Source organism: Salicibibacter cibarius, from assembly GCF_016495725.1.
Classification (GTDB): domain Bacteria; phylum Bacillota; class Bacilli; order Bacillales; family Marinococcaceae; genus Salicibibacter; species Salicibibacter cibarius.
Genome location: NZ_CP054705.1, coordinates 4,034,733 through 4,057,683, shown reverse-complemented (window position 1 = coordinate 4,057,683; position 22,951 = coordinate 4,034,733). Strand labels below are relative to the sequence as shown.

The 22,951-nt window shown below is 39.5% G+C and carries 23 protein-coding genes and 1 pseudogene; 20 read left to right on the top strand and 4 right to left on the bottom strand.

Annotated elements, in window-relative coordinates; genetic code table 11:
• The first annotated feature begins 310 nt into the window (after positions 1–310).
• From HUG15_RS20500 to HUG15_RS20475, 6 genes are read left to right on the top strand one after another with little or no spacing between them, the layout of a single operon-like run.
• A complete protein-coding gene (locus HUG15_RS20500; RefSeq protein ID WP_200125342.1) occupies positions 311–1,000 on the top strand; it encodes a FadR/GntR family transcriptional regulator in 690 nt (229 codons plus the stop codon).
• Positions 1,001–1,005: 5 nt separating this feature from the next.
• Positions 1,006–1,692: an RraA family protein gene (locus tag HUG15_RS20495; protein WP_200125341.1), complete on the top strand. Its 687-nt coding sequence runs from the start codon at positions 1,006–1,008 to the stop codon at positions 1,690–1,692.
• Positions 1,693–1,707: 15 nt separating this feature from the next.
• Positions 1,708–2,598: an NAD(P)-binding domain-containing protein gene (locus tag HUG15_RS20490; protein WP_200125339.1), complete on the top strand. Its 891-nt coding sequence runs from the start codon at positions 1,708–1,710 to the stop codon at positions 2,596–2,598.
• Positions 2,599–2,619: 21 nt separating this feature from the next.
• On the top strand, positions 2,620–3,606 hold the full coding sequence (locus HUG15_RS20485; protein WP_200125337.1) for a tripartite tricarboxylate transporter substrate binding protein: 987 nt from the start codon (positions 2,620–2,622) through the stop codon (positions 3,604–3,606).
• A 20-nt stretch (positions 3,607–3,626) separates the two neighbouring features.
• Complete coding sequence (locus HUG15_RS20480; RefSeq protein ID WP_200125335.1) at positions 3,627–4,088, top strand: tripartite tricarboxylate transporter TctB family protein; 462 nt, start codon at positions 3,627–3,629, stop codon at positions 4,086–4,088.
• A 17-nt stretch (positions 4,089–4,105) separates the two neighbouring features.
• Positions 4,106–5,596: a tripartite tricarboxylate transporter permease gene (locus HUG15_RS20475; protein WP_200125333.1), complete on the top strand. Its 1,491-nt coding sequence runs from the start codon at positions 4,106–4,108 to the stop codon at positions 5,594–5,596.
• 744 nt (positions 5,597–6,340) lie between these two features.
• Here HUG15_RS20475 and HUG15_RS20470 read toward each other — a convergent pair.
• Positions 6,341–6,631 (bottom strand): hypothetical protein, encoded by a 291-nt coding sequence (locus HUG15_RS20470; RefSeq protein ID WP_200125331.1) that lies wholly within the window; start codon positions 6,629–6,631, stop codon positions 6,341–6,343.
• Positions 6,632–7,732, bottom strand: coding sequence for an IS630 family transposase (locus HUG15_RS20465; protein ID WP_200125329.1), 1,101 nt, complete (start codon positions 7,730–7,732; stop codon positions 6,632–6,634).
• A 560-nt stretch (positions 7,733–8,292) separates the two neighbouring features.
• On the opposite strand from HUG15_RS20465, the gene HUG15_RS20460 reads away from it, so the two are divergent.
• The 5 genes and pseudogenes from HUG15_RS20460 to HUG15_RS20435 all read left to right on the top strand — a co-directional run bounded on the left by HUG15_RS20460 (position 8,293) and on the right by HUG15_RS20435 (position 14,049).
• Positions 8,293–9,201, top strand: a complete 909-nt coding sequence (locus HUG15_RS20460) for an RpnC/YadD family protein (RefSeq protein WP_200125327.1) — start codon at positions 8,293–8,295, stop codon at positions 9,199–9,201.
• Positions 9,202–10,734: 1,533 nt separating this feature from the next.
• Positions 10,735–10,965, top strand: a complete 231-nt coding sequence (locus tag HUG15_RS20455) for an ABC transporter permease (RefSeq protein WP_200125325.1) — start codon at positions 10,735–10,737, stop codon at positions 10,963–10,965.
• A gap of 112 nt (positions 10,966–11,077) precedes the next feature.
• Positions 11,078–11,550, top strand: a pseudogene (locus HUG15_RS23765) (ABC transporter permease); the annotation flags it as partial.
• Between the two features lie 1,154 nt (positions 11,551–12,704).
• Complete coding sequence (locus HUG15_RS20440) at positions 12,705–12,959, top strand: hypothetical protein (RefSeq protein WP_200125318.1); 255 nt, start codon at positions 12,705–12,707, stop codon at positions 12,957–12,959.
• Between the two features lie 310 nt (positions 12,960–13,269).
• Positions 13,270–14,049 (top strand): CPBP family intramembrane glutamic endopeptidase, encoded by a 780-nt coding sequence (locus HUG15_RS20435; RefSeq protein WP_246516419.1) that lies wholly within the window; start codon positions 13,270–13,272, stop codon positions 14,047–14,049.
• 673 nt (positions 14,050–14,722) lie between these two features.
• Here HUG15_RS20435 and HUG15_RS20430 read toward each other — a convergent pair.
• Positions 14,723–15,841, bottom strand: a complete 1,119-nt coding sequence (locus tag HUG15_RS20430) for an IS4 family transposase (protein WP_200125316.1) — start codon at positions 15,839–15,841, stop codon at positions 14,723–14,725.
• Positions 15,842–16,298: 457 nt separating this feature from the next.
• On the opposite strand from HUG15_RS20430, the gene HUG15_RS20425 reads away from it, so the two are divergent.
• The 9 genes from HUG15_RS20425 (at position 16,299) to HUG15_RS20385 (ending at position 22,474) form a co-directional block, all read left to right on the top strand.
• Positions 16,299–16,841 (top strand): GNAT family N-acetyltransferase, encoded by a 543-nt coding sequence (locus tag HUG15_RS20425; RefSeq protein WP_200129077.1) that lies wholly within the window; start codon positions 16,299–16,301, stop codon positions 16,839–16,841.
• A gap of 115 nt (positions 16,842–16,956) precedes the next feature.
• Positions 16,957–17,565, top strand: coding sequence for a transglutaminase-like domain-containing protein (locus tag HUG15_RS20420; protein WP_200125314.1), 609 nt, complete (start codon positions 16,957–16,959; stop codon positions 17,563–17,565).
• Between the two features lie 23 nt (positions 17,566–17,588).
• On the top strand, positions 17,589–18,056 hold the full coding sequence (locus HUG15_RS20415; protein WP_200125312.1) for a GNAT family N-acetyltransferase: 468 nt from the start codon (positions 17,589–17,591) through the stop codon (positions 18,054–18,056).
• Positions 18,057–18,296: 240 nt separating this feature from the next.
• Positions 18,297–19,355 carry a phosphotransferase gene (locus HUG15_RS20410; RefSeq protein ID WP_211202292.1) on the top strand — a complete coding sequence of 353 codons (1,059 nt, stop codon included), beginning with the start codon at positions 18,297–18,299 and terminating at the stop codon, positions 19,353–19,355.
• A complete protein-coding gene (locus tag HUG15_RS20405; protein ID WP_200125309.1) occupies positions 19,316–19,927 on the top strand; it encodes an LD-carboxypeptidase in 612 nt (203 codons plus the stop codon). Before HUG15_RS20410 ends, HUG15_RS20405 begins: the two co-directional genes overlap by 40 nt.
• 80 nt (positions 19,928–20,007) lie before the next feature.
• Positions 20,008–20,454: a S66 peptidase family protein gene (locus HUG15_RS20400; RefSeq protein ID WP_200125307.1), complete on the top strand. Its 447-nt coding sequence runs from the start codon at positions 20,008–20,010 to the stop codon at positions 20,452–20,454.
• A gap of 40 nt (positions 20,455–20,494) precedes the next feature.
• Entirely contained in the window at positions 20,495–20,974 is a 480-nt protein-coding gene (locus HUG15_RS20395) for a GNAT family N-acetyltransferase (RefSeq protein WP_200125305.1), read from the top strand.
• A gap of 26 nt (positions 20,975–21,000) precedes the next feature.
• A complete protein-coding gene (locus HUG15_RS20390; RefSeq protein WP_200125295.1) occupies positions 21,001–21,609 on the top strand; it encodes an NUDIX hydrolase in 609 nt (202 codons plus the stop codon).
• Between the two features lie 31 nt (positions 21,610–21,640).
• Positions 21,641–22,474 carry a nucleotidyltransferase domain-containing protein gene (locus tag HUG15_RS20385; RefSeq protein ID WP_200125293.1) on the top strand — a complete coding sequence of 278 codons (834 nt, stop codon included), beginning with the start codon at positions 21,641–21,643 and terminating at the stop codon, positions 22,472–22,474.
• Positions 22,475–22,540: 66 nt separating this feature from the next.
• Here the strand turns inward: HUG15_RS20385 and HUG15_RS20380 are convergent, their stop codons facing one another.
• Positions 22,541–22,858 carry a MazG nucleotide pyrophosphohydrolase domain-containing protein gene (locus tag HUG15_RS20380; RefSeq protein ID WP_200125291.1) on the bottom strand — a complete coding sequence of 106 codons (318 nt, stop codon included), beginning with the start codon at positions 22,856–22,858 and terminating at the stop codon, positions 22,541–22,543.
• Positions 22,859–22,951 lie beyond the last annotated feature (93 nt).

Sequence of the window (22,951 nt, the reverse complement as noted above, 5' to 3'; positions counted from 1 at the left end):
TTGGTCAACAACTGGTCAACAGAAGTCAACAAGAGCAAAATCGAAAAAACATCAACGTTATGAATTGTTATTCCACAATCGTGAGTAACTGTAACTTTTTTATAAAAATTGAAACGCCACAATGCAGAAGAATTCTTTTTGGTCAATCTTTTTTCCAAATGGGTTCTTCTTCTTGATTTTACAATGAACCACAATGAAGCTTGTAATAATTCTTGTTGAAAAATCCTTGACTAATGGATAGCTTTCCTATATTGTAAAAAATAAATATTGGTTGGCCCAATTATCCAACGGACCAAAAAGGGGTGAATGAATGGACGTTCAAAAAGTAAAGCATCATCGGGTGTATGAAGAAGTGGTGAAGCAACTGGAAAATATGATTTTTGAAGGAAATCTATCTCCTGGTGATTTGCTGCCTACAGAGCGAAAACTGGCTGAGGATTTTGGAATTAGCCGAAGTACCTTACGTGAAGCCTATCGCATTCTTGAAAGAGAAGGCATCGTGGAGACGAAACCGGGTGGTGGGAGATATATTAGTCATCGTTTGGATGATTATAGAGATTGGAATCAACTTTTTGAAGAAATTGAAACCGCCACCATTATGGATTTGCTTGTAGCTAGAGAAGTGTTTGAAACGGGTATTGTTGAGCGGGCTGCAAGGGTTGCGACAGAAGAGGATGTTGCCGCTATCAAAGCGGCATTAGATGAGTGGGGAAAAGATCAATCAACTGAAATGAAAGAGAACAGCTCGGATCGAAACTTTCACCTCACCATCGCAAAAGCGACCAAAAATTATGTTCTTGTCAGCTTTATAGATCTTCAGATGGATCTAATCAAAAAGACCATTAAAAAATTAGGTCATTTGCCTAACCGTAGAAATGAAATCTACGAAGAACATAAGGCTATTTATCAGGCCATTAAAAATCATGATCCTGAACAAGCGAAGTCTGCGCTATTACATCATTTAGGAAATGTGAAATCAAACTTGGAAAATAAGGGGTAAGATTCATGAATAAAAAACGTTTGGAATTACCGGAGTTGCTAAGCCAACAGGTTATAGATAAAGCCAAAAAACTCAGTTCTTCCCTTTTAGCAGATGCTATGGGAGAACGGGGGGCGATGCATCATTCCATCAAGCCAGTCTCTAATTCTATGAAAACGGTAGGGACAGCTTACACTGTTGAATTGCGAGTGGGAGATAATCTATTTTTGCACGAGGCAATCTATCAAGGCGGCGAAGGGTATGTTCTTATTGCTAACGGTAAAGGACATACGGATAGTGCCTATTTAGGTGAATTGATGGCTGGAGCAGCCAAAGCCGTTGGACTGGAAGGATTAGTCATTGATGGGTGCGTACGTGACCGAAATGCATTAGAGGAATTAGGTTTACCTATTTTCTCCATTGGCTACTCGCCGAATGGCCCGTACAAAGACGGTCCCGGTGAGCTTCTATCTCAAATTGCTTGTGGTGGTGCGGCTGTCAATCCCGGAGATCTCATTTTAGGAGACGAGGATGGGGTTGTCGTAGTTCCTCAAGATAAAATAGAGGACATCCTTTTAAAGGCTGAAAAGAAACTTGGGTACGAAGAAAAACGATTGGCAACCATTGCAAACTATGTCGATGATCCGGCCTCCGTTCAAATCGAACCTGATTGGCTGGAGGAGAAAATGGCTGGTTATTATAGAAACAAATAATCGGAGGAATGTACTATGAATATTGGTTTTATCGGCTATGGAGATGCATCCTTTGCGCTATCAAGCGGTTTTAGAAAGGAAGATCAATCGATCGATCTCATCGCTTATGATCCGATGGCATTTCATTCAAATTTTAAAGAATTAATTCAAACCCGTAGTAAATCCGAGAATGTTCAAATCGTCAATAGTATGGAGGAAGTATGTAAGCAAACTGATCTGCTTTTTGTGGCTGTGCCAGCGACTAAGGCGTTGGAAGTGGCAAAAGAAATCAAACCATTCATAAGTGAGAAACATATATATGTTGATGTTACGGCTGCAAGTCCGGAAGTTAAGCGAAAGGCACATTTTGAAGTTAGAAAAAGTGAAGCTTTGTTTGTAGACTGTGCAATGGTCGGCCCTCTTCTTGTTGAAAAGCACAAAGTCCCTATGCTGATAAGTGGACCTGGCGTTGAGGTATTAGCGGAAAAGCTTAAAAACTACCATATGAATTTGAAAATAATAAGCGGAAACCCTGGAGACTCTACAGCGATTAAGCTAGTACGAAGTATATATATGAAAGGGTTTGCGACCTTAAATATTGAGATGTTACAGGCAGCCAGAACATTTGGTGTTGAAGACACAGTGATTGAGGGAATCGGTCACACGATGGATGGGGACAGCTATGAGTCTTCAATGAATCGGATGGTTACAGGGACAAGCATTCATGCCGAACGTCGATCGGCAGAACTTGATGGTTCCATTACCATGCTTGAGGAAGCAAATATTCATTCTGTGATGGCTACAGCGGTTAAAGAAAAGCTAGACTTTATTTCATCTTTCGGTTTACGTGACAGCTTTAGTGGAGAAGCGCCTGAACAATGGGAAGATGTTATTGATTCCATGTCTCAAAGCAAAACGAAACGTTAATTCAACTAGGGGGATTTAACGATGAAACTGAAGTGGATAATAGTACTATCCCTTTCTATAGCACTCATTGGGGTGCTTACTGCATGTAGTGAAAGCGGTGACACTTCAGAAGCACAAACGAATCCTGAAGGTCACGCAGAATTTATTGCTGCAGCTGAACCCGGCGGGGGGTCAGATACTATTTTGAGATTAATGAGTGAAATCATGATGGAAGAGGACATTGTAGATGATTTCATTAATGTTGATAACCGTCCGGGCGGAAATGGAGGGGTAGCGATGTCCCATCTCTATAACCAAAGGGGATCAGGTGATCATTTGATCCTGGCTAATTCTACTTTTTTAACCGCGCCTCTACAATCTGATTATGCATTTAATTATGAAGATTTCAGTCCTATTGCTCTTCTTGGTGAACAGTCTTATGTTATTGTCGTACCTGCTGACAGCGAAATTGAGACATTTAACGAATACGTAGAAGCGGCTGAGGAAGAGGATCTCATTTTTGGCAGTTACGGTGTTGGTACATCTGACCATATGGTAGCCATGTTACTCGATGATGCTATTGGTCAGGAAGCGACCTATCTCCCTTATCAAAGTGCTGGTGAGGCTTTTACCGGTCTATTGGGAGGACATATTGACGCAAGCGCACAACAGATTGGATCAGCGATGGAGTATATAGAAAGTGGTGACGTCACCCCAATAGCTGTAACTTCAGAAGAACGGTCCGAGGCACTGCCTGATGTTCCTACGGCGAAGGAGCTGGGTTACGAAGAACTTACCTGGTCTCTCTATAGAGTTGTTTATGGCCCTCCTGATATGTCTGAGGAAGACCAAGAATATTGGAGTAATGCTTTTGAAGAGTTATCACAAAATGAACGCTGGATTGAGGAATATCAGGAACCCCAAATGCTCGAGCCAGATTTTTTAGCTGGCGATGAGCTTGAAGAATACATGCATGACTTTAATGAAGTGTTTGAAGAAAACTTACGAGAAGCAGACATCATCGAATAATTTACCGGGGGTTATTTTTAATGAAAAAAGCAGAAATTATATTTGCGTTTATGCTCCTGTTATTTTCCATCTTTATGTTGGTAGAAGCCCTAGGTTTTGAATATAGTTCTGATTTTGGGCCAGGTCCCGGCTTTGCTCCAGTATGGCTAAGCATCATTTTGATTCTATTAGCGACAACTTTAATCCTTTCGCATACTGTAAAAAAGGAAGATCATAACGAAGGTCAATCTTTTTTTAAGTCAAAGAAAGGACTTAAACAGGCTTCTGTTTTTTTACTAGCTTTGATTATTTCAATAACTTTGGTCGATGTGTTGGGGTTGATTTTGGTTTTAACGCTTTTCAGCTTCTTTACATTTAAATTCATTGAAAAATATTCCTGGGTGTCGAGTGTCGGTGTTTCCTTAGGAAGCATGGTATTTGTGATTGTCGTTTTCAATGTTTGGCTGGATATTCCAACGCCTACAGGTTTATTTTTCTTCTAACAGAGAGGTGATGCAGCATGAATTTTCTAGAAAATGTCCAATTAGGTCTTGAGTATGTCTTCAGCATGGAGATGATTTTGATTATTCTACTTGGGGCCATAGCCGGCACATTGGTTGGGATATTGCCAGGCTTGGGTTCATCTGCCGGTTTAGCGTTGCTATTCCCGGTTACGCTTGGCATGGAAGCTTCAATGGCACTTGTGTTTTTGGCCAGTATTTACCTCGGGAGCATGTATGGCGGGCGTGTGACTTCCATATTAATCAATATCCCAGGTGATGCCGCGGCCATTGTATCAACGTTTGATGGCTATCCTATGATGACACAAGGGCGTGGAGGCATTGCGCTTGGCATTTCAGCCGTCTCCTCTTTTATCGCTGGGGTTATTTCTCTTCTTATATTAGCTATATTCGCACCTTTGCTTGCAGATTTGGCCTTGTATTTTGCAGCTCCTGAGTATTTTGCGCTTATTTTATTTGGGATCGCTGCGATTGCATCGCTGACTGATCGGGGTTATTTAAAATCAATAATCATGGCAGTCCTGGGTTTTTTACTTTCCACCATTGGTTTGGATTTTATTTCTGGAACGGGCCGCTATGAATATTCACCCCATTTGATTGAAGGTCTTGATTTTGTTGCCGTGATCATCGGACTCTATGCAATTGGTGAAATTCTATTCAATATTGAACGTTCTTTTAAATTAAACATGAAAAAAGGCAATATGAAATTAGGGAATATATTCCCAAGTTGGCGAGACATCAAAGGGACGTTTGCTTCTACGATACGTGGTACAGGCATTGGAACATTCTTCGGGGTGTTACCTGGAGCGGGGGCATCTCTTTCAACATTTTTATCTTATTCCGTGGAAAAAGGGCAATCGAAAGAACCGGATAAATTTGGGAAAGGTAAAATGGAGGGATTGGCCGGGCCGGAAGCAGCTAACAATGCATCCGTAGGCGGTTCACTTATTCCTACTTTCGCTTTAGGGATACCAGGGAGTGCAACAACAGCTATATTACTTGGTGTGCTCATAATTTACGGACTTCAACCTGGCCCCCGTATTTTCGATACATCACCTGATGTGGTATGGACCATTATTGTCGGTTTGTTTATTGCTAACATCTTGCTGTTGTTCGCTAATATCTTTTTAGTGCCATCATTCATTAAAATGATGTACTATGGCCAGTGGTATTTAAATGGCATTGTAGTTTTCATTTGTGTTATTGGTGCGTTCAGCCTTGCTTATACAGTGTTTAATGTGTGGGTCGCCATTGCTTTTGGTATATTAGGGTTTTTCTTTAAAAAATTAGATTATCCAACAGCTCCATTTATACTGGCTTTAATCCTTGGCCCGCTCGCTGAAGATTCTTTTAGACAAGCGTTAATCATGTCACACGGTGATTTCTCTATATTCATCGCCCGGCCAACATCACTCATCATTATGATCGCGGCGGTGCTGTTTTTACTTTATCCAATTGTTAAACAGTTGATAAGCAAGAAAAAATCTTAAGTAGGTTTTGAGTTAAGTTTTTACATTCAGGACTTTTGTTCGGCTAATAGTTTCTAAAGTCTTTATTATGCTCATTGGTTTTCCCATGGTGAGGCTAACTCGTAATCGTTATGGGGTATCGTCAATGACCATACGCTTTCAATCTGATTCATACAACCACCACCCTACCTTCACCTCCTAAGAGATGAGATTGATAAGAGAAAGTTAACGCGATTGGCCATGTAGCCAACCCAAAAAAATATTAGGGGTCTCTTTTTGACCTTCAAGGAAATTACGTTTATGTGTTAAATGAAACAAAGAAAAGAAATCAAGATACACGCATTGAAAAGTTTTCATTTAATCTAAAAAAGAGCTGGTCAAATTATCAGCTCTTTTCATATTTTATCAATGGGTGCCCACGTCCGGTTCACGTGCCTAGATGCTTAGGCCTAGCACTTTTTTATACTGGCGGGACCGTTGCTTCTTCGTAGAACGGCGCACGTTCAAATTCAGATCAATGTTTTTCATGTCAAGGAGCCCATTGTTGATGAAGGTGTAAAGGATACGTGTACACGGGATCGGAACCTCTCAGTCTCCTTGCGCTTTTTCGCGTCCGACACATACATCCGGCGACCATTTCTCGTGGAGGATTCTTAACCGGGCTCCATGCCTCCATCAGCCAACGGCACTTACGTCCGCAATTCTGTCGGTTTGTTTTGTATACACGCTAGTACTCTATTCCAGAAATTCCTTCCCTGGTTCGGTTTACCATTCGGTGAGTGTAAACGGAAATTGTTTGGTTAGTAAGGTGAGCATTTCAGCCATTGTACCGGAAAAAGGGGTTGCTTCCCATTTTCCGCGATGATTGCTCATGCTTAGTTCATACGTCTGATCATTGAATCGTGTCAATCTCGCGCGATTGACCTTTTCTCCGTCTTCCTCAGAATAGATAACAAGATGAGGGCCATGCGTTCGAACATTAAGGTGGGTAAACCCTTGCTCATGAAGGGCATCCTTAAGCGTTGACTTGGCTGCACTCATGATAGGTTCAACCATTTAAGCCGCCTCCTTTTCCGCATTTTGCATAGGATAGCCTTTAAACATCCATTCGAATGGGTGGCCATCGGTTTCATTCCAGCGATGAATGAAAGCCATGACCTTTTCAGCCAAATCTTGGACAGAATGAAAACTGGCATGTTTCAAACAGCGTCTTTGCAAGATGGAAAAGAAAATGTCGATTTGATTCATCCACGACGCATGAATCGGCGTATAGACAAATGTGAATGTGTTGGCGTGGCCTTGGTTGAAGGTTGTCCACCGTTGACTTGGTTCGTCATAATGGATGTTGAGATTATCCCAGATCACAGTGATGTTGGTGTCATCTTGGTAATGCTCGGCCAGATCTTCCATAAAGGCTTGAATATCTTCCGCTTTCCGTCCGGAACGGCATTGAGCAAATACTTCCCCGGTTTGAATATCGAAACTGGCGAATAACGATTGTGTCCCGTGACGCATGTATTCATGTTCGAACCGTCCGGTGACGCCAGGTTTTGGACGTTTCGTTTCATATTTTCGCTCCAGGGCTTGTATCCCCGTTTTCTCGTCGATACAAAGCACGCGGGTATCTGCGGGCGGATTCAAGTATAAAGACACGATCGAATTCACTTTTTCCTTGAAGTGTGGATCCTTGCTGTGAAGCCACATTTGGAACTTGTGCGGTTTGAGATCATTGTGGATCAACGTTCGATGGATACTCGAACGGCTCATGGGTTTCAAATCGTGTTCAGCTTCGATGGTTTCTACCAATAGATCGAGCGTCCATTGAGGGCGTTCCCCAAACCCGTAATGTTTGGGGGCGTCGCAGGCGATCGCGATGACTTCACACCGTTCTTCGATCGTATATGTCGGCGGTGCACCAGGCCGGGGTTGATCACGCAAGCCCTCAACACCATCAGACATAAACCGATCTCGCCATTTACGTACCGTCTTTTTCGATGTCTGTTGCTGGCGTGCCACCTTAGCTATGCTTTGGCCCAGAACAGCTAGAGACCAAATGATTTGAGCGCGGAATTGAATACGAACCTCGGTCTTTCCACTGCGAAGGAGGTTGGCTAATTTTTGGCGTTGTTCGGTACTCGCGTCAAACGTAAATAACAACTTTATGGGCCCCTCTCCCAGATGGTATTTTCTACTCATATGGTAAAATCAACCATCGAGAAGAGTCAAATAACACCAATTTTTGATATCATTTTTGAACTTTTATTCTGGGAAAGAATTTATGATACGTTGTACTAGTTCGTATCGGCGAAATATTTCTGTGTCACCTTCCAAGTTGGAAGCAAGCTGCTCTAAGCTCCAATTCACGCTTTATGGTATTCGCTGGCTGGCCAAGTTCCCTGGCAATGGCACGAAGACTTAAGCTTGCTGTGCAGGGCCTGGATTTGCCGGCGCTCGGTTTCCGTGAGATGTTTGTTCTTATAGCTTGTGCTAGAGTCGGCATGAGCCATCGGTAGAACCTTCGCATATCATAGGTTGTGGTAACTTTCATGATGTGCGATCTTACCTTTGTGTTTAGATTTTGCAATGGGTTCTATAATGAAGCAATAAATCTCAATGTGGAGAATGGACCCACATTCAGAGGATAGAAAATCACAACGAATAAGTCTGACACAACAATCAATATCCATGGTATAATGGAAGTAAGGTAAGGTGAGGGCATGCCAAAGAAAAAGATCTCCGAACAGAATTATGATATTATTTTTAAGGCTATGACGGAACAATTTGGCCAAAAAGCGTTGAACTTTTATGGGATCTATACCGCCCCCATTCTTCGTGTGGAACCAACGGATTTACCTGTGATTGACGTCAACGAACGCCGCATGGATTTTGTGTTTTTGTTACAAGATGACACTTACCTGCACCTTGAGTTTCAAACAACCTTCAGCATAAACGATCTCAAACGGTTCAAATTGTATGATACAGCCTTATATGACAAAACAGGGCGAAATATCTATACGTATGTCATTTATGGCGCTGATATAACGAAAGCCGATGAACATCTTGACCACGGATCCATCCAATACCGTGCCAACGCTATTTATATGAAGGATTATGACGGGGATGATATTTTTCGTAGGCTGTCATATAAGGTTTACCATCAGGAAACACTAGATGATGATGAACAGTTACAACTGGTTTTTCTTCCGTTGATGCATTCCAAGAAAAAACGCACAGAATTAGCTACAGACGTTGTGGAACTAGCCAATCAAGTGAAAGATGAAAAACAACGCTTCCAGTTAATAGGTACGACGGTAGGCATTGCGGATAAATTTCTCGAAGACTCCTATGTAGACAAAATGATGGAGGTGTTTAAGATGACCCGTATCGCCCAAAAGGTTTATGAGGATGGCATTGAAGAAGGAAGACAAGAGGGGAAAGAAGTTATTCAAGAGGCTATTCTTTCTTATCTGGAATCCCGATTTGGTCTAAGGTCGAACGACATTCAACATAAGGTTAAAAGCATTGATGAAATGGACGTACTAAAATCATTGATTGCAAAACTGTACAAAACTGAATCCGAAAAACAAGTGCTACAACTGATTGATCAAGCCCTTAAAAATGATTGAAGAGTTGCTTATGAAAAAATCAACCAATATTGTCCTGTGGACTCTCCACAGGACAATTTAAATGATGTTATCGTGATCAACCCTTACCTATCCGTTCAAGGAAATTTTCGTTAGGTTAAGTGGAAACAGGCATAATATGGTGAATAAAAAGGAATGCACATTGACGGAAGTTCGTGCCCTACAAACTAAATTTACGTGGGAACATTTTGGGAACAAAAGCCGTGTAAAAGGTGTAACATCCATCATTAAGCAGGTAAGCTGAAACACTGATTTTATGCAGGTTTCAGCTTATTTTTAGAAATATAATTTTACCCCTAAATCAACTCCCGCCGTCTCCACCAATACATATGGGCACTTTAAGCATTTATAAAGACGGATTATACAATTTATGTACGGACGCAACTATTGTCAAAAAGAACAAACCTTTGATTTCGTGCGGTTTTATTTTACGATAGCATCAGAGGATAACCATTCCGCTCAAAAAGAGAACGCTTATCTCCGAGGGATATCTTCTATTGAGAGACTGTCGGTGTTTATTTATTGGAAAGCCATGGAATCTTCTCTTTTTTCCTAGGGTAGCATAATTTTAATGATTATTGTATAATACTGTATAGGGAGAGGGAGCAAAAGCCCCCTCTAATATTGGCGGTTCAGGATTAATCATCCTTGAACCATTCCGCGCATCGTAAGGCAAGCTGTCGCATAGCTTGTCTTACTTTTTTTCTATCCCATATAGCCTGGATCAACAGGCATAGGAGTAGAAAAAGCAACGCTTCAACCAACATTATCACCCCCTTTCTGCAGGGAGTGGTAGCCATGACCCTATACAGTGCGGCTACATCTTCATTATAATACATAATTCATCATTTTTGGACAAAGATATCTTTTTCAACGTAACGTTTATCGGTTTAGGTGAGAAGCTCCCCGCTTCCTACGAAGTGTAAAATGGGGGGATGAATCACCTTTGAACCAGAACCGCACATAGCATGGAACGTGAATATCACACAAAAAGTAGACCCATAGATAAAATAAAGTATAGTGAAAACAAGTAATGCATTTCATTTTATAATGAACTATTTTTGAACCCCCTTGCGTAATATTTAAAAGTGTTATAATCTCGCGTGGTGTTGAAATACTCACTGGAAAGATCCAAATACTATATATGAATGTTTAACAGATGCTTCTTTTTCAGCATCTGTTTTTAGTTTGCCTAATAACTCTATAACAATGTTTGGGATGCTTTAGTTGATGCTTGGCTACGGTTCGATTGTATTCAGTTGTATTTCTCTCAATGTTTGTTTGTATTTTCAAGTGCTCACTTCTCAATTTGCCGGCGGGGCCAAAAACATCGTTGTGGTTTATTACAATCCTTCTGATGGGTAATGGGGGAGTGGTGTTGATCATTATTCCGCTACGTAATATACAGAAGAGGATATTCGTGCCATCGAGGCGATCTCGACCGTTGAGCAAGTGATTGCCTATGCTCAGACTTCGACAGAAGTCGGTTATACGTAGGAAAATACGACAGCACAAGTGACCGCATTAAACGAAAGTTATTATCAATTAAATGAATTATCTGCTGTGAACGGTCGACTTATTGATGACCGAGATGTTGACATGGGGTGTAGAATTACGACTGTGAGTGAAGGGTTATTTGAGGAGCTTTTTGATAACGAACAGGATCCGATTGGACAAATTGTCGATATCGAAAATACACCTTGTGAAATTGTGGGGGGCTACCCGGGGAAATCAGAGTTTATTTGACTTTACCATGGATGAGGTGCTTATTTCCCAGACAGTATGGCCGATATTGTCTGGAACGGATGATATGGATGTTCTCAACGTGCAAGCCACCTCAGCCGATTATATACAAGGAGCGGGGGAAGGTGCGACTCAAATCTTAAACGAAAATCATTCTCTGGCGGGAGAGTATGAAGTATTGAATATGGAGGAAATTGAAGAAGGGATTTCTCAGGTGACAAACATTACCACCATCATTATTGGGGGTGTTGCGGGAATCGCACTCGTTGTTGGCGGCATAGGTGTCATGAACATTTTGTTGGTTTCAGTCACCGAAAGAACGAGGGAGGTTGGCTTGCGGAAAATCTTTGGGAGCAACGCGCGCCAATATTCTTCTGTAGTTCCTTATTGAGGCGATGACGCTTACAACGATTGGCGGGTTGGTTGGAACCGGATGAGGAGCTGGGACTTGCAAATACGGTTTCATTTTTTTGCCGGTTGGCCGTCCTTTTTTCGATCCCTGTCATTCTCCTTGGGATTGTATTCGGGATCTTACCTGCAAATAAGGCAGCGAAACTCGATCGAATCGAGGCCATGCGTTATGAATAAGATACCTAAAGACAATATATATTCTTTTGCAGAATCGATCGATGGTTGACTTGTACATACGGTCGGTGAGATGTGAAATGGCACAAGATGTGTTGATGGCAGATGTAGATGCGATTAACCTTAATGGTTTCACCATTTACCTAAGCCGGAAGCCGCAAAAATAAAGATGCTACTATATGGGTACGGCTTGTCATAGTTGTGAAATTTTCAAGAACATCTATATGCTTCTCTGCTTTAAAGTAGTATACTATGTGAAAGGTTACCCTGTTATTTGTTTCCATAAACGGTAAGTGTATGATTGATTGTATTTTACTTTAAACAGTAATTTACATCCCTAGTTTTTCTCAAATACACTCTGATCACCTATTATAAAAATCTATATCAATATGAACCTTTACCTGTATGATGGCATAGGTCTATCATGGTCATCCATACACGAAAATGCTCAAATAAATGTTCTTTTGTTGAGATATGACTATCACATCCATCATTGGAAAGAAGGAAAAGAAGGGAGTATCTTTATTGATAGGCAAAATTAATTTTTTCCCTTTATCCTTGTTATGCGTGGGAGTGCTTTTATGTATATACCTTATTCGAAATGTCACCGTTGCACAACTCATACATAGTGTATTCATTGGCCTGTTTTCAGTTTTCTTTGTAATTGGCATTTTTCCCTTAATAGGCTTGATTATGGCTCACATTAAAGAGATGAAGGCGAGAGAAAAAGGAAAGTCCGTTAATCTGCTTTTAATCGGCATTTGGTTATTGATAATATTTATAAGTCTATTCATGATAATCTTTTTATTTCGTAACCCACCCAACTTCTAGTGAAGGCTTTTCTTCGAGTGACCAACTATAAGAAGGTTTATAAAGTCAGAAGATAGTGATTCATACAGGGGAGACAGGGAAAAGAAAGAACATAAGATAGATAAACTTGGCCAGAGTTTCTCGGAATTAGAAAGCGATGGAGGTGGTTCGGGCAAAGGGACAAAAGGGTGATAATCTTATAAAGCTCTTTAAAAGGCATGGTTCATAGCGTCTACCGGGGGAGGAGAGCAAAAAGCATGCGTCATGGCATTCCTTGTCGCATCAGTCTTTGTGAACGCCGAGAGGCTATGGCATTAAAAGGAGGTGCCCTCTGTAGATAAAGTATGATGGATGATACAGAAGATAACGAAGTAGAAAAACATAATATGGGGCGAGACAAAAGATCTTTCCCATCAAGGTTAGATATACATGGAACAAGGAGCAAGCGCAATCACTCATGGTTAACCTCTGAGACTGAAGTCAAAGAAGAACGTCAAAAGCCAACACAAAACGAAGATATGAATCCTAAGACCATTCAGATACTTTTCTGCCTTTTTATAATGATTATCGGCGGAACTTTGTTGCTAGCGATCTATGTCTAATCTAATCAAAGGTGCAAGCATCATCGCATCATTCAAAGAGGTGATGTTAGATGCTGCTCAGTCATGCTGGTTTCATTATCAGCTTTGTTTTGTCCAAAATGAAAGGTGTGTACGTCATACGGTATTAGAAGCAATAGAAAAATGAATGGCTCACTATGCCTATCATGTAGGTCAAATCGTTTATATTAGAGAATATGGTTGGAAGTGGTGAAATGTTTTTAGTAATTTGGGATCGAATATCAATATACATGCTATTAATTTATCTAAGGGGTAGGTCAGTATAGGAAAAATAAAAACATTAAAAAGGCCATTGATCAGTTTTGTTGTTTTAACTTATGTAATATTTATTGTTCTATTTATGATTATCGGCATAGGCATTGTTTTAGGTGCACCAGAGAGCATAACAAACATTTTACAAATCATTGCCGCATGGTCATCAACATTTGCATTTATTATTTTATTTAAAAGAATCTATCCGGGATTAAGGTTAAAGGATTTTGTAAAACAGCAATTTGCTCCAAGGATTAGGTTTTCTGTTCTTGGCACTATATTGATTATCCAAGTTATAATCATCGCCGTAACAATATTTCTGCTATCAAATACAACTGATACTCAAGGTTTATCAATATCACTTGCAGGTCTTGGAATCCTATCTCTAGCATTTTTAGATCAATTAGTGAGGGGACCTTTAGGTGAAGAGTTAGGTTGGAGAGGATATGCCTTAAATGAACTTCAAAAGAAGTATTCTCCATTGATATCGGCTCTAATAGTAGGTGTTTTATGGGGATTTTGGCATACTCCATTATGGTTTGCCTCGGGTTATACGGGTACAGATTTAATCAAATATATTGTACTTTTTATGATTGGAATTGTATCTTTTTCGATTATTGTGACGTTGTTCTACAACTTGAATAAAAACCTTGTAGTACCGATTGTTACTCACCAACTATTTAATTTTTCACTTGTGATAATTAGGGGTGATTTATTAGATGTTTTAGTGTATGTTATGCTTTCTTATTTTGTCGTCGCTTTGATATTAATTGTTATAAATCCAAAGAACATTTTATACACAAAAGGCATATGGAAATGATTTTAAGAACTTTACGGTCGGTGAGATCCCCTTCAAATTGGGTCTATTTTTTTATCACTTCTCCAAAGCTGGTTTTTTTCTCCTTAGTCACAAAATGGGTGAGAAGTGGAGTTAATTCTCTAGAGCTGTTAAAGCTTTTATCAATTTTAATAAATACAGTAGATTCGTTAAACTGTTAACGGGCATGATTTTTGAACAAAGGAGTGCAACATATTAGTCATGGCAATGAGATGCAATACTTTTTAACTAATAATGAAAATACACGTAAATAAACTTTGTGTAAGTTCATCTCTTTAAATGCAAAGTCTAACAAAAGCTGGAATGTCTCTCGTCCGAAACCTTTGCTCCATAAATTTTTATCTCCAATGTCAATGATGCACTCAGCATCACGATTTTCATAATCAATGTTGATAAGGGATGTTTAGTTTCGATGTCCTCGATTATGTAGCTTTTTGAATGACTTGATGAGGTTATGTTTTTAACGAAGCTTTCAGTATCAGCATATGTAAACATATCTAAAGACACTAGCATTGCATAAATGTTGAGAGAAAATTCAGTTATATTGTGTATGGTTATTGAATGAAAAAAAGCTAACCCTGAACAAAGGGTCGCCCTGTCCATTTGGTAATTTTATACATTTAGGTCCTCGAGTGCCAACAACAAGGAATGACTTCTAAGGAACGGAACGATTATCAAATCGGCGTGTCCACACCCTTGATGGTTTCCACAGGGCAGCTTTGAGCCACCGGGAGATTTGCAAAATCCGCTTTTTGCTGTTTGTTTCCAGCTGTATCAGCACATGGAGACAATATACAATAAGCGCAAGAAAGATTTGATTGTGGACAGCTGTTTCGTCGAATCCATAAAAAGCCTTGATCTTCACATGCTGTTTCAACCATTTAAAAAATAACTCAATCGCCCAACGATCACGATACAGGTCTGCGACTTCTTCGGCACTTATATCAAAACGATTCGTAATCAGGAGAAGTTGGTTGCCTTTGGTGTCGTCCACTTTTAGAAGACGAAACGCGTTCTCCGTGCGGTTTTGATAGGTTCCGATCACTACCATCTGATCGGAAAGCACAGGACTGTCATCATCCAAAGGAAACGAGTCAAGCACCCGAATAAAAGCATTTTTCCGAAGGCGGGAAACGAAAAAATACCCATCATCGGTCATTCGATCAAAGCGTTCGTAGTCAATGTAGCCACGGTCAAAGACATACATGGCTTCCTTGTCATCCACGAGCACTTCGAGTTGCCCGCGGTCATGTTCCTTTGCCGGCGTTAACACCGCCTTGTCCGGATAGGTCGTGTGCCGATCCATATAGACCAGGCGCAAGTGGAGCTTCACCCCTGCTTTCGTTTTTCGGAACTCCGCCCACTTGTACCGCGTGAGATTAAGAGGGATGGTGCTTGAATCAATGATCTTTAACGGCATGCGGCGGGATGATGATTTTTGGTGAAAGTGCCGAATTTGGTGCACGAGATCCACAAAGATCGTCGATAACAAAGATGGATCGACGCCTCGGTGCTTCCGAGACAGTTGAGAAGGGCTAATGGCTTCAAACCCAACCGCCTGTTGTAGATCTTCATCTAACAACCCGGCTGAAATCGCCGGCAGACTATCGGTCTCTTGTAAGTGAGCAAGGAGAAACAATTGAATATAAGCTTTGGTTGTCAGCTTTTTCGTATAAGCATCTTGACGCAAGTCCATCACTTGTTCTTGCAATTGTTGAAAGTTAATCGGTGCGATCCATTTACCAAATGAAGAAAATAGGGTATGCTTGTCCATAAGCTAGAGTCCTTTATATTGGATTTGGACAGGATACCACCCGTCTTTCCATTATAAAGGATTTTTTTATGGTCCAACCTTTTTATTTTTGAACATTCGATGTCTTTGGATCATTCTGTCTTAATTAATGCAATGCTAGTGATCTAAAGATGGATTTGTAAATTGCATGACCTCCATATCGTTTCTCTATTGATGGTAAGTAGAAACATCTTCGCTGGACATTTTTCTAAGATGAACGCTTTCCCCGTTAAAAAGCATAGAAGCCATCTCCTTTTCAATTTTGGATGCCATCTAATTCTTAAACCTACTTTCTGTTCGTATAGAACAGCACCATAAAATAAGGCGGTATTTTTGTGTTATTTCTCAAGAAAAACGTTCTCTTGTATACTTTCAAGTGAAGACGAATAAGAAACTTAAAACCCTAAAAACAAGTGAGGATGAATAAGAATTGGCACAAATGAAAGAGCAAGAGTCAAAGATAATGTTAAGAGAACCAACGAACAAAGATTTAAGCGAAATTTACTATTGGAAGTATGAGGAAGAAAAACAAGAAGCAAAAAAATGGAATGGACCGTATATTGAGGAGCCCCATCTTACCAAAGATGAATTTCATCAATCCTTTCAAAACATTAATAAAGGTGAAGTTCCAAGCTTATTAGTTGTGAAGGTTGATGGTGAATTTATGGGCACATTAAATTCCTATTGGGTCGATAAGAATACGGATTGGTTGGAAATAGGCATCGTGATTTATAACCCCGAATTTTGGAATGGAGGTTACGGAACCAAAGCCTTCAGAATGTGGGTGGACTATCTATTTAATCATACCTCATTACACCGTCTGGGAATATCAACATGGTCCGGTAATGACCGCATGATGCAAGTTGCACGAAAAGTAGGCATGGTGGAAGAAGCTAGGATTCGGGAAGCCAGAATCGTGGACGGCCAAAGGTACGATGCGATTAAAATGGGCATCTTGCGAAATGAATGGGAAAATCAGTGAAAGTAATGGAGGGCGAATAACTTGCATATTGTAAGCACTTTGAAAAGGTCAAATAACAATGTATAATTATACTTAATTAATAATAAATATACATAAACAAAAGGGTGTTTGAGCTATGAATCTGGTCTGTGAGTCTGAGGAAATGAATGATTATTTGCTTGACTCTAATGAGGTTAACTATTCCCAACCGATCATTCAGGATAAAATTGCTGAACTTTTTGATCGCTCTCAAACAGAAGTAGAGAAAGCTAAAATTGCATTCGAATTTGTAAGAGATGACATTCGTCATTCATGGGATATCCAAGGAACCAGGGTGACATGTGTAGCTTCAGATACTTTGGCTTATAGAGAAGGAATCTGTTATGCAAAGTCCCATTTACTTGCTGCATTATTACGCTCGCAAAATATCCCAACGGGCTTTTGTTATCAACGCTTAATGTTGTTTGATGTACCCGAAAAAGGGTATTGCATCCATGCCCTAAATGCCATTTTTCTAAGAACGCTTAATAAATGGATTCGAGTAGATGCTCGAGGGAATAAAAAAGGTATCGACGCTCAATTTTCAACGGATGAAGAATTGTTAGCGTTTAGGATAGATGAAGAGGCCGGCGAAAAGGATTATCCAATCATTTATACAAAACCGCATCCCAAAACAATTGCCACATTAAGAGAAAATACAGATGCGGTCGACATGTATAAGCATCGTTTGCCGGAATACTTATAGTTAAAAATGTAGAGGTGATCAGAATGGTAATTAATCCAGCAACAACTTCAGAAGCGGCAGTCATTCATAATTTAATGATTCAAGCTTTTTTGGAATATAAGCATGAAACTCCGCCATCTAGCGCTTTAGATGAAACTGTTCAGTCAGTTTCGGATGCATTAGGCAAAGGGGAAAAGGCACTGATTGCTTATGAAGAAAATCAACCGGTCGGTATGGTGCGATTTCAATTAAAAAATGAAGGGTTAAATTTTTATCGTCTATCGGTTATTCCAGAAAAACAAGGGATAGGCATTGCAAAAGAGTTATTAAAATCCTTAGAGGACTATGCAAATAAGGCTGAACTATCTACAATTTTATGCAAAGTCCGTATGACTGTACAAAAAAATATACAGTTATATAGTTCCCTGGGTTATGCTGTTTATGATGAAGACGTTGTACATAAACCAAATGGTATCAACATTAAAGTTGTTTCAATGAAGAAAAAACTTTAGTTGCTCAAGAGGTGCATTCAAATCCTTTATCTATTTATTGTGTACGCCAAGAGAGAAAACTTGATGTTATTTGATAACCATAATGACAGTATTTCATTTCCTCACTTTCAATGTGATTCTTTTCATATTGCGGACATAAAACGAATAAATGAATACTTCTACAGACAGTACCGGCTAATGACTAATGTAGTGAAGTGCTGGAAGAAAGAAGAATCAAGGTTAATTTATGAAGTGGAGGTCTTGAATAAGGAAATTCCATATGACATGACTTGTATTGATTGGATAAATCCATTCAGTGAGGATATTTTCAATCTTCTAACCTCACGGCAGCAAAGGGTATTACAAGCATGGAAAAAGAACGAATTTAATCAAATGCCATGGCTTCAATATGGTTTCCGGGATGAAATGGATAAATGGATAAGAAACAAATTGACGGGTAACTGCTACACCATTGAACAAGTAAGAAGTTGGGAAAAAGGATTGCTACTAAAAGTCCATGGCCATAACGATAACTATTACGTCAAAACAGTTCCACCAATTTTTGCACATGAGCCATTTGTTCATAAAAGTATGCCAGAATATGTACCAGAAATTATTGCAATCCATGAAGAAAAGAATACATACATGATGAAAGAAATGAAAGGACAGCTTCTTGGCTATTCCAAAGACATTCAACAATGGAAAATAACTGCTCAGCGAATCGCTAGCCTTCAGCAAAAATACATTTATGACGAATTACAAATAAAGCCCATTGTTCCAAATAGACCGATTAAAACAGTACTTACCGAAAAGCAAGTGAAAAAAACGATAAACTCTCTAAAAAATTATATTTCTCATACGTCTTATCAAGCGCTATTAAATAGCATCCCCAGTGTTCTGTCATTAGTACAAACATTAGATTCTAAACTGCCGTTATCCATTGATCATGGTGACTTATTTGGAGGCAATGTCATTGTTGAGAATGAGGAACCACTGATTTATGATTGGTCTAATAGTTCCATTACCCACCCCTTTCTAAGTGTTGTTCGTTTAGTGGAAGAAGTGGCTGATTTCTTTTCTGAAGGGCTAAGCGAAGAGATATTAAGCGCGTATTTATGTGAATGGACGGATTTTGGCCAAATCGATGAACTTAGGTGTGAATTTTCAATTGTTCGACTGTTGGAACCCATTTATTATCTAGCTGTGCATATTATAAGTATATTTCCTGCATTTCAGGATAATGTTGAGAAAAAAGAGATTATAGATGGTTATGTAGCAAAATGGGTGAGCAATACAAATGTGATCAATCAACACGGTTAACTACCTTTTTCAATGAAAGGGATGCCATTCTTGCCTTAGAAAGGAAGTCTAAAATGAATTTTATTTCTCCATCACGCTTGCAAAATGGGGATACTGTTGCTGTTTTATCTCCTTCAACTGGTGTTCCTAGCTTGTTTCCCCATATTTTTGATCAAGGGATTCAGATATTAAAGGAAGAATTTGGTCTTAACGTTTGGGAGTTGAGTACAGCACGAGCCGATCCGAATCACCTCTATCACAATCCAAAAGAAAGAGCAGAGAATATCAATGAAGCTTTTGCAGATCCAGATATAAAAGCGATTATAAGTTCAATTGGAGGAGACGATTCCGTAAGGATCCTTCCCTATTTGGATCAGGAAGTTATTCAAAAAAACCCCAAGATTATTATGGGTTTCTCTGACAATACAACATTTCTCACCTATTGTAATCAGTTAGGATTGGTCACTTTTTACGGACCGACGATCATGGCAGGGGGTATCTCTCAACTACAGAGTATAGGCGAAGAATATAAGCAACACATTACAGATCTTTTATTTAATCAAAATGATGGCTGTGAGTATAAACCTTTTTAGTATTGGTCGGAAGGTTATCCGGATTGGTCTGATCCTGAGAATACAGGCAAACTAAATGAACAAAATCTTAATTCACAGGGATGGAACTGGTTACAAGGTCAAAGCATAAAAAGGGAAGGCTATTTGGCGGTAATATTGAAGTTTTTGAGATGATGAAAGGGACAAAGTATTTCCCTGAAGATAAGTTTTTTGATGATAAGATCCTGTTTTTAGAGAATGGTGAAGGGACAACGACAGTCAATCAAATAAAACGGGTTCTCAGAAGTTATGGTATGCAAGGGATTTTCGACCGCATTCAAGGACTGATGTTTGGCAGGGCTAGAGATTATTCGTCTCAAGATAAAGAACAATTGGATAATGTATTAATGAACGTTATTCAAGATGAATTTCATCAATATGATCTGCCGATCATCAGCAATATGGATTTTGGCCATACAGATCCATTTTTCATTCTGCCGATGGGCACTAAGGCAGAAATTGATTGCAAGCAAAAACGCATAAAACTGATTGGATCCAGTGTTGTATAAGGAAATCCTTATGCCACTTTAGGTTAAAGGGGATGGGATTTTGAGCATTTACATTAGGCAAACTAAAGAATCTGATTCTGAAGAGCTAATGGACTTAAATAATTTAATTTGGAATAAGTCTAACACTCCAGCGTTCTTTTATTGGGAATCAGTAGAGGAGTATTCTAAACATTGTCCAGTTGGAAAACAATTTGTTGCTATTATTAATGATAAGGTTGCAGGTTATATTGGATATAAAAATCCTACAGGTCTAAAGTCTAACAGTCATGTATTAGATATTGATATAGGCGTTCACCCTGACTTTCAAAGAAAAGGTGTAGGAAAAGCACTATTGAATCATGTATTTTCTTGGGGGAAAAAGAACGGTTTCGTTAAAATTTCAATACGTGTGCTTTCTACAAATCGTTCTGCTATTCAATTTTATATTTCACAGGGCTTTAAAGAGCAAGAAATGCTAAAAGACGAATTTTTAATTGATGGTAAATTCGTTGATGATATTTTAATGTATAGAATGTTATAAATACTTTTTATGGAGGTGATGAAAGATTGGAACCTAAATGGCTGGAATGGGCCAAGCAGCTTCAATCCATTGCACAATCTGGTTTAGCTTATTCAACCGATGAATTTGATATGGAAAGATTTGAGTTGATTAGAAACATAAGCGTTGAGATGATTGCTGAACAATCGGACATGGGTCAAGAGAAAGTCAAAGATATTTTTGCCAATGACACAGGGTATGCCACCCCAAAAGTAGACGTGCGATCGGCTGTCTTTAAGGACAATAAAATTCTTATGGTGAAAGAAAAGAAGAGTGGTTATTGGTCTTTGCCAGGCGGTTGGGCGGATATCGGTTTAACCGCAAGCGAAGTGGCTGTCCAAGAAGTGAAAGAGGAAGCCGGATTTGATGTGACACCTACAAGGTTGTTGGCAGTTCTGGATATGAAACGCCACCCGCATCCACCTACATTGCATCATATTTACAAAATGTTTTTTCAATGCGAGATTGTAGGTGGAAAGGCGGTGAAAGGGATGGAAACGAGCGAGGTTGGATTCTTTGACCATGATCATTTGCCGCCGCTTTCGATCGCTCGAAACACGGAATCCCAAATAAAGATGGTATTCAATAAAACAGATAAGGGTGCAATTTTTGATTGAAATCAGGAAATTTTTAGGGGGATAGTGGGTGATGGATCAGTTTCATGGACATAAGCAGAGAGACTTGGAATTGCCGATACATCGAAAGCGATTGATGAATCATATTGAAAGTGATTTGACACAGGATAGGAATGTCAAAGCGATATTTTATGGCGGTTCATTAGGCAGTGGGAATACCGACATGTTTTCTGACATTGATTTAAGGATCGTAGTTGAAGGTAGTAAGGTTCAGGAATACAGGGATAAGAAGAAGGAGAGAGCTCATCATTGGGGGAACATATTATTTTTTGAAGGTTATGAACACGAAAGTTTTATTATCGCCCATTTCGATTCATTTATTAAAGCCGATATTTTTTATTACGAAGAAAGTGATCTTATGCCATCCGTCTGGCTTCAAGATTTGCACATTGTTTATGATCCTTACAACATTGTGAATAAGGTTCAGCTGAGATCAAATCAACTGCAATATCAATTTAGCATTGAAGATGTAGAAGCTTGGCGCACAAAACACTTTGCTTTTTTGCACGAGGTATATAGAAGAGCCGCGAGAGGTGAATGCTATTATGCCATGCACTGCCTGGATTGTTTGCGGTTATCTATCGTTACAGGTTGGTACATGGAGATGGGAATACAACCCAATTCATTTGGAGATTGGGCAAAGATTGAGGGGGAAAGAAGTCCTTTAAAAAAATGGCAATTAGAACGGTTACAGAGATGGGATAGCTCCGGGCAGCTGGATGAGGTAATAAATGTCATCATTGATATGAAACCGGAATTCGAAAGAGTGAATAAGCATTTAAGTGTCAGTGTTGGAGCATCGGCAAAAGAGGATTTGGTTGAAGACATTTATCGTAAGATCCTATAGTTTCTTCGTGAATTAGCGATTTCATAAAAGGGAACTTTCGCAATAGAAAATTCCCTACTCAAAGCACTATTTTTCATAACGTTTTTGTAGCTTTTCATGGTGGGCTTGAAAAACATCCTCAAGAGCGATGTTATATTTATTGGCAATCACGATGACATTGCCTAAAACATCCCCTAATTCTTCGGTAAGGTCTTGTTTTAACTCATCAGTTGTTCCTTTATACTCGTCAGGTTGATCACGGCCAATTTCCATAGCTCTTATAGCCCTTGCGACTTCTCCTGTTTCTTCAGCGAGAAAACCAATACGTATGAAACTATCAAGTTCAGACCAGCCTCTTGATTCATAATAGTCTTTGACCCATGATTGAAATTCGGTAACGTTCATTTTGTATGCCTCCTCGTTTAGTTTTAAGTTTAGCAAACAGATCCTTATAATAAAAACAGATGGTTTAGACAATAGATATTTACGACTGCAGTA

Bases quoted from the DNA above. Each gene is read 5' to 3' on its own strand.
- HUG15_RS20500 (WP_200125342.1), top strand. From the start codon at position 311: ATGGACGTTCAAAAAGTAAAGCATCATCGGGTGTATGAAGAAGTGGTG.
- HUG15_RS20495 (WP_200125341.1), top strand. From the start codon at position 1,006: ATGAATAAAAAACGTTTGGAATTACCGGAGTTGCTAAGCCAACAGGTT.
- HUG15_RS20490 (WP_200125339.1), top strand. From the start codon at position 1,708: ATGAATATTGGTTTTATCGGCTATGGAGATGCATCCTTTGCGCTATCA.
- HUG15_RS20485 (WP_200125337.1), top strand. From the start codon at position 2,620: ATGAAACTGAAGTGGATAATAGTACTATCCCTTTCTATAGCACTCATT.
- HUG15_RS20480 (WP_200125335.1), top strand. From the start codon at position 3,627: ATGAAAAAAGCAGAAATTATATTTGCGTTTATGCTCCTGTTATTTTCC.
- HUG15_RS20475 (WP_200125333.1), top strand. From the start codon at position 4,106: ATGAATTTTCTAGAAAATGTCCAATTAGGTCTTGAGTATGTCTTCAGC.
- HUG15_RS20470 (WP_200125331.1), bottom strand. From the start codon at position 6,631: ATGGTTGAACCTATCATGAGTGCAGCCAAGTCAACGCTTAAGGATGCC.
- HUG15_RS20460 (WP_200125327.1), top strand. From the start codon at position 8,293: ATGCCAAAGAAAAAGATCTCCGAACAGAATTATGATATTATTTTTAAG.
- HUG15_RS20440 (WP_200125318.1), top strand. From the start codon at position 12,705: ATGGATGATACAGAAGATAACGAAGTAGAAAAACATAATATGGGGCGA.
- HUG15_RS20430 (WP_200125316.1), bottom strand. From the start codon at position 15,841: ATGGACAAGCATACCCTATTTTCTTCATTTGGTAAATGGATCGCACCG.
- HUG15_RS20425 (WP_200129077.1), top strand. From the start codon at position 16,299: ATGAAAGAGCAAGAGTCAAAGATAATGTTAAGAGAACCAACGAACAAA.
- HUG15_RS20420 (WP_200125314.1), top strand. From the start codon at position 16,957: ATGAATCTGGTCTGTGAGTCTGAGGAAATGAATGATTATTTGCTTGAC.
- HUG15_RS20415 (WP_200125312.1), top strand. From the start codon at position 17,589: ATGGTAATTAATCCAGCAACAACTTCAGAAGCGGCAGTCATTCATAAT.
- HUG15_RS20405 (WP_200125309.1), top strand. From the start codon at position 19,316: ATGGGTGAGCAATACAAATGTGATCAATCAACACGGTTAACTACCTTT.
- HUG15_RS20400 (WP_200125307.1), top strand. From the start codon at position 20,008: ATGGAACTGGTTACAAGGTCAAAGCATAAAAAGGGAAGGCTATTTGGC.
- HUG15_RS20385 (WP_200125293.1), top strand. From the start codon at position 21,641: ATGGATCAGTTTCATGGACATAAGCAGAGAGACTTGGAATTGCCGATA.
- HUG15_RS20380 (WP_200125291.1), bottom strand. From the start codon at position 22,858: ATGAACGTTACCGAATTTCAATCATGGGTCAAAGACTATTATGAATCA.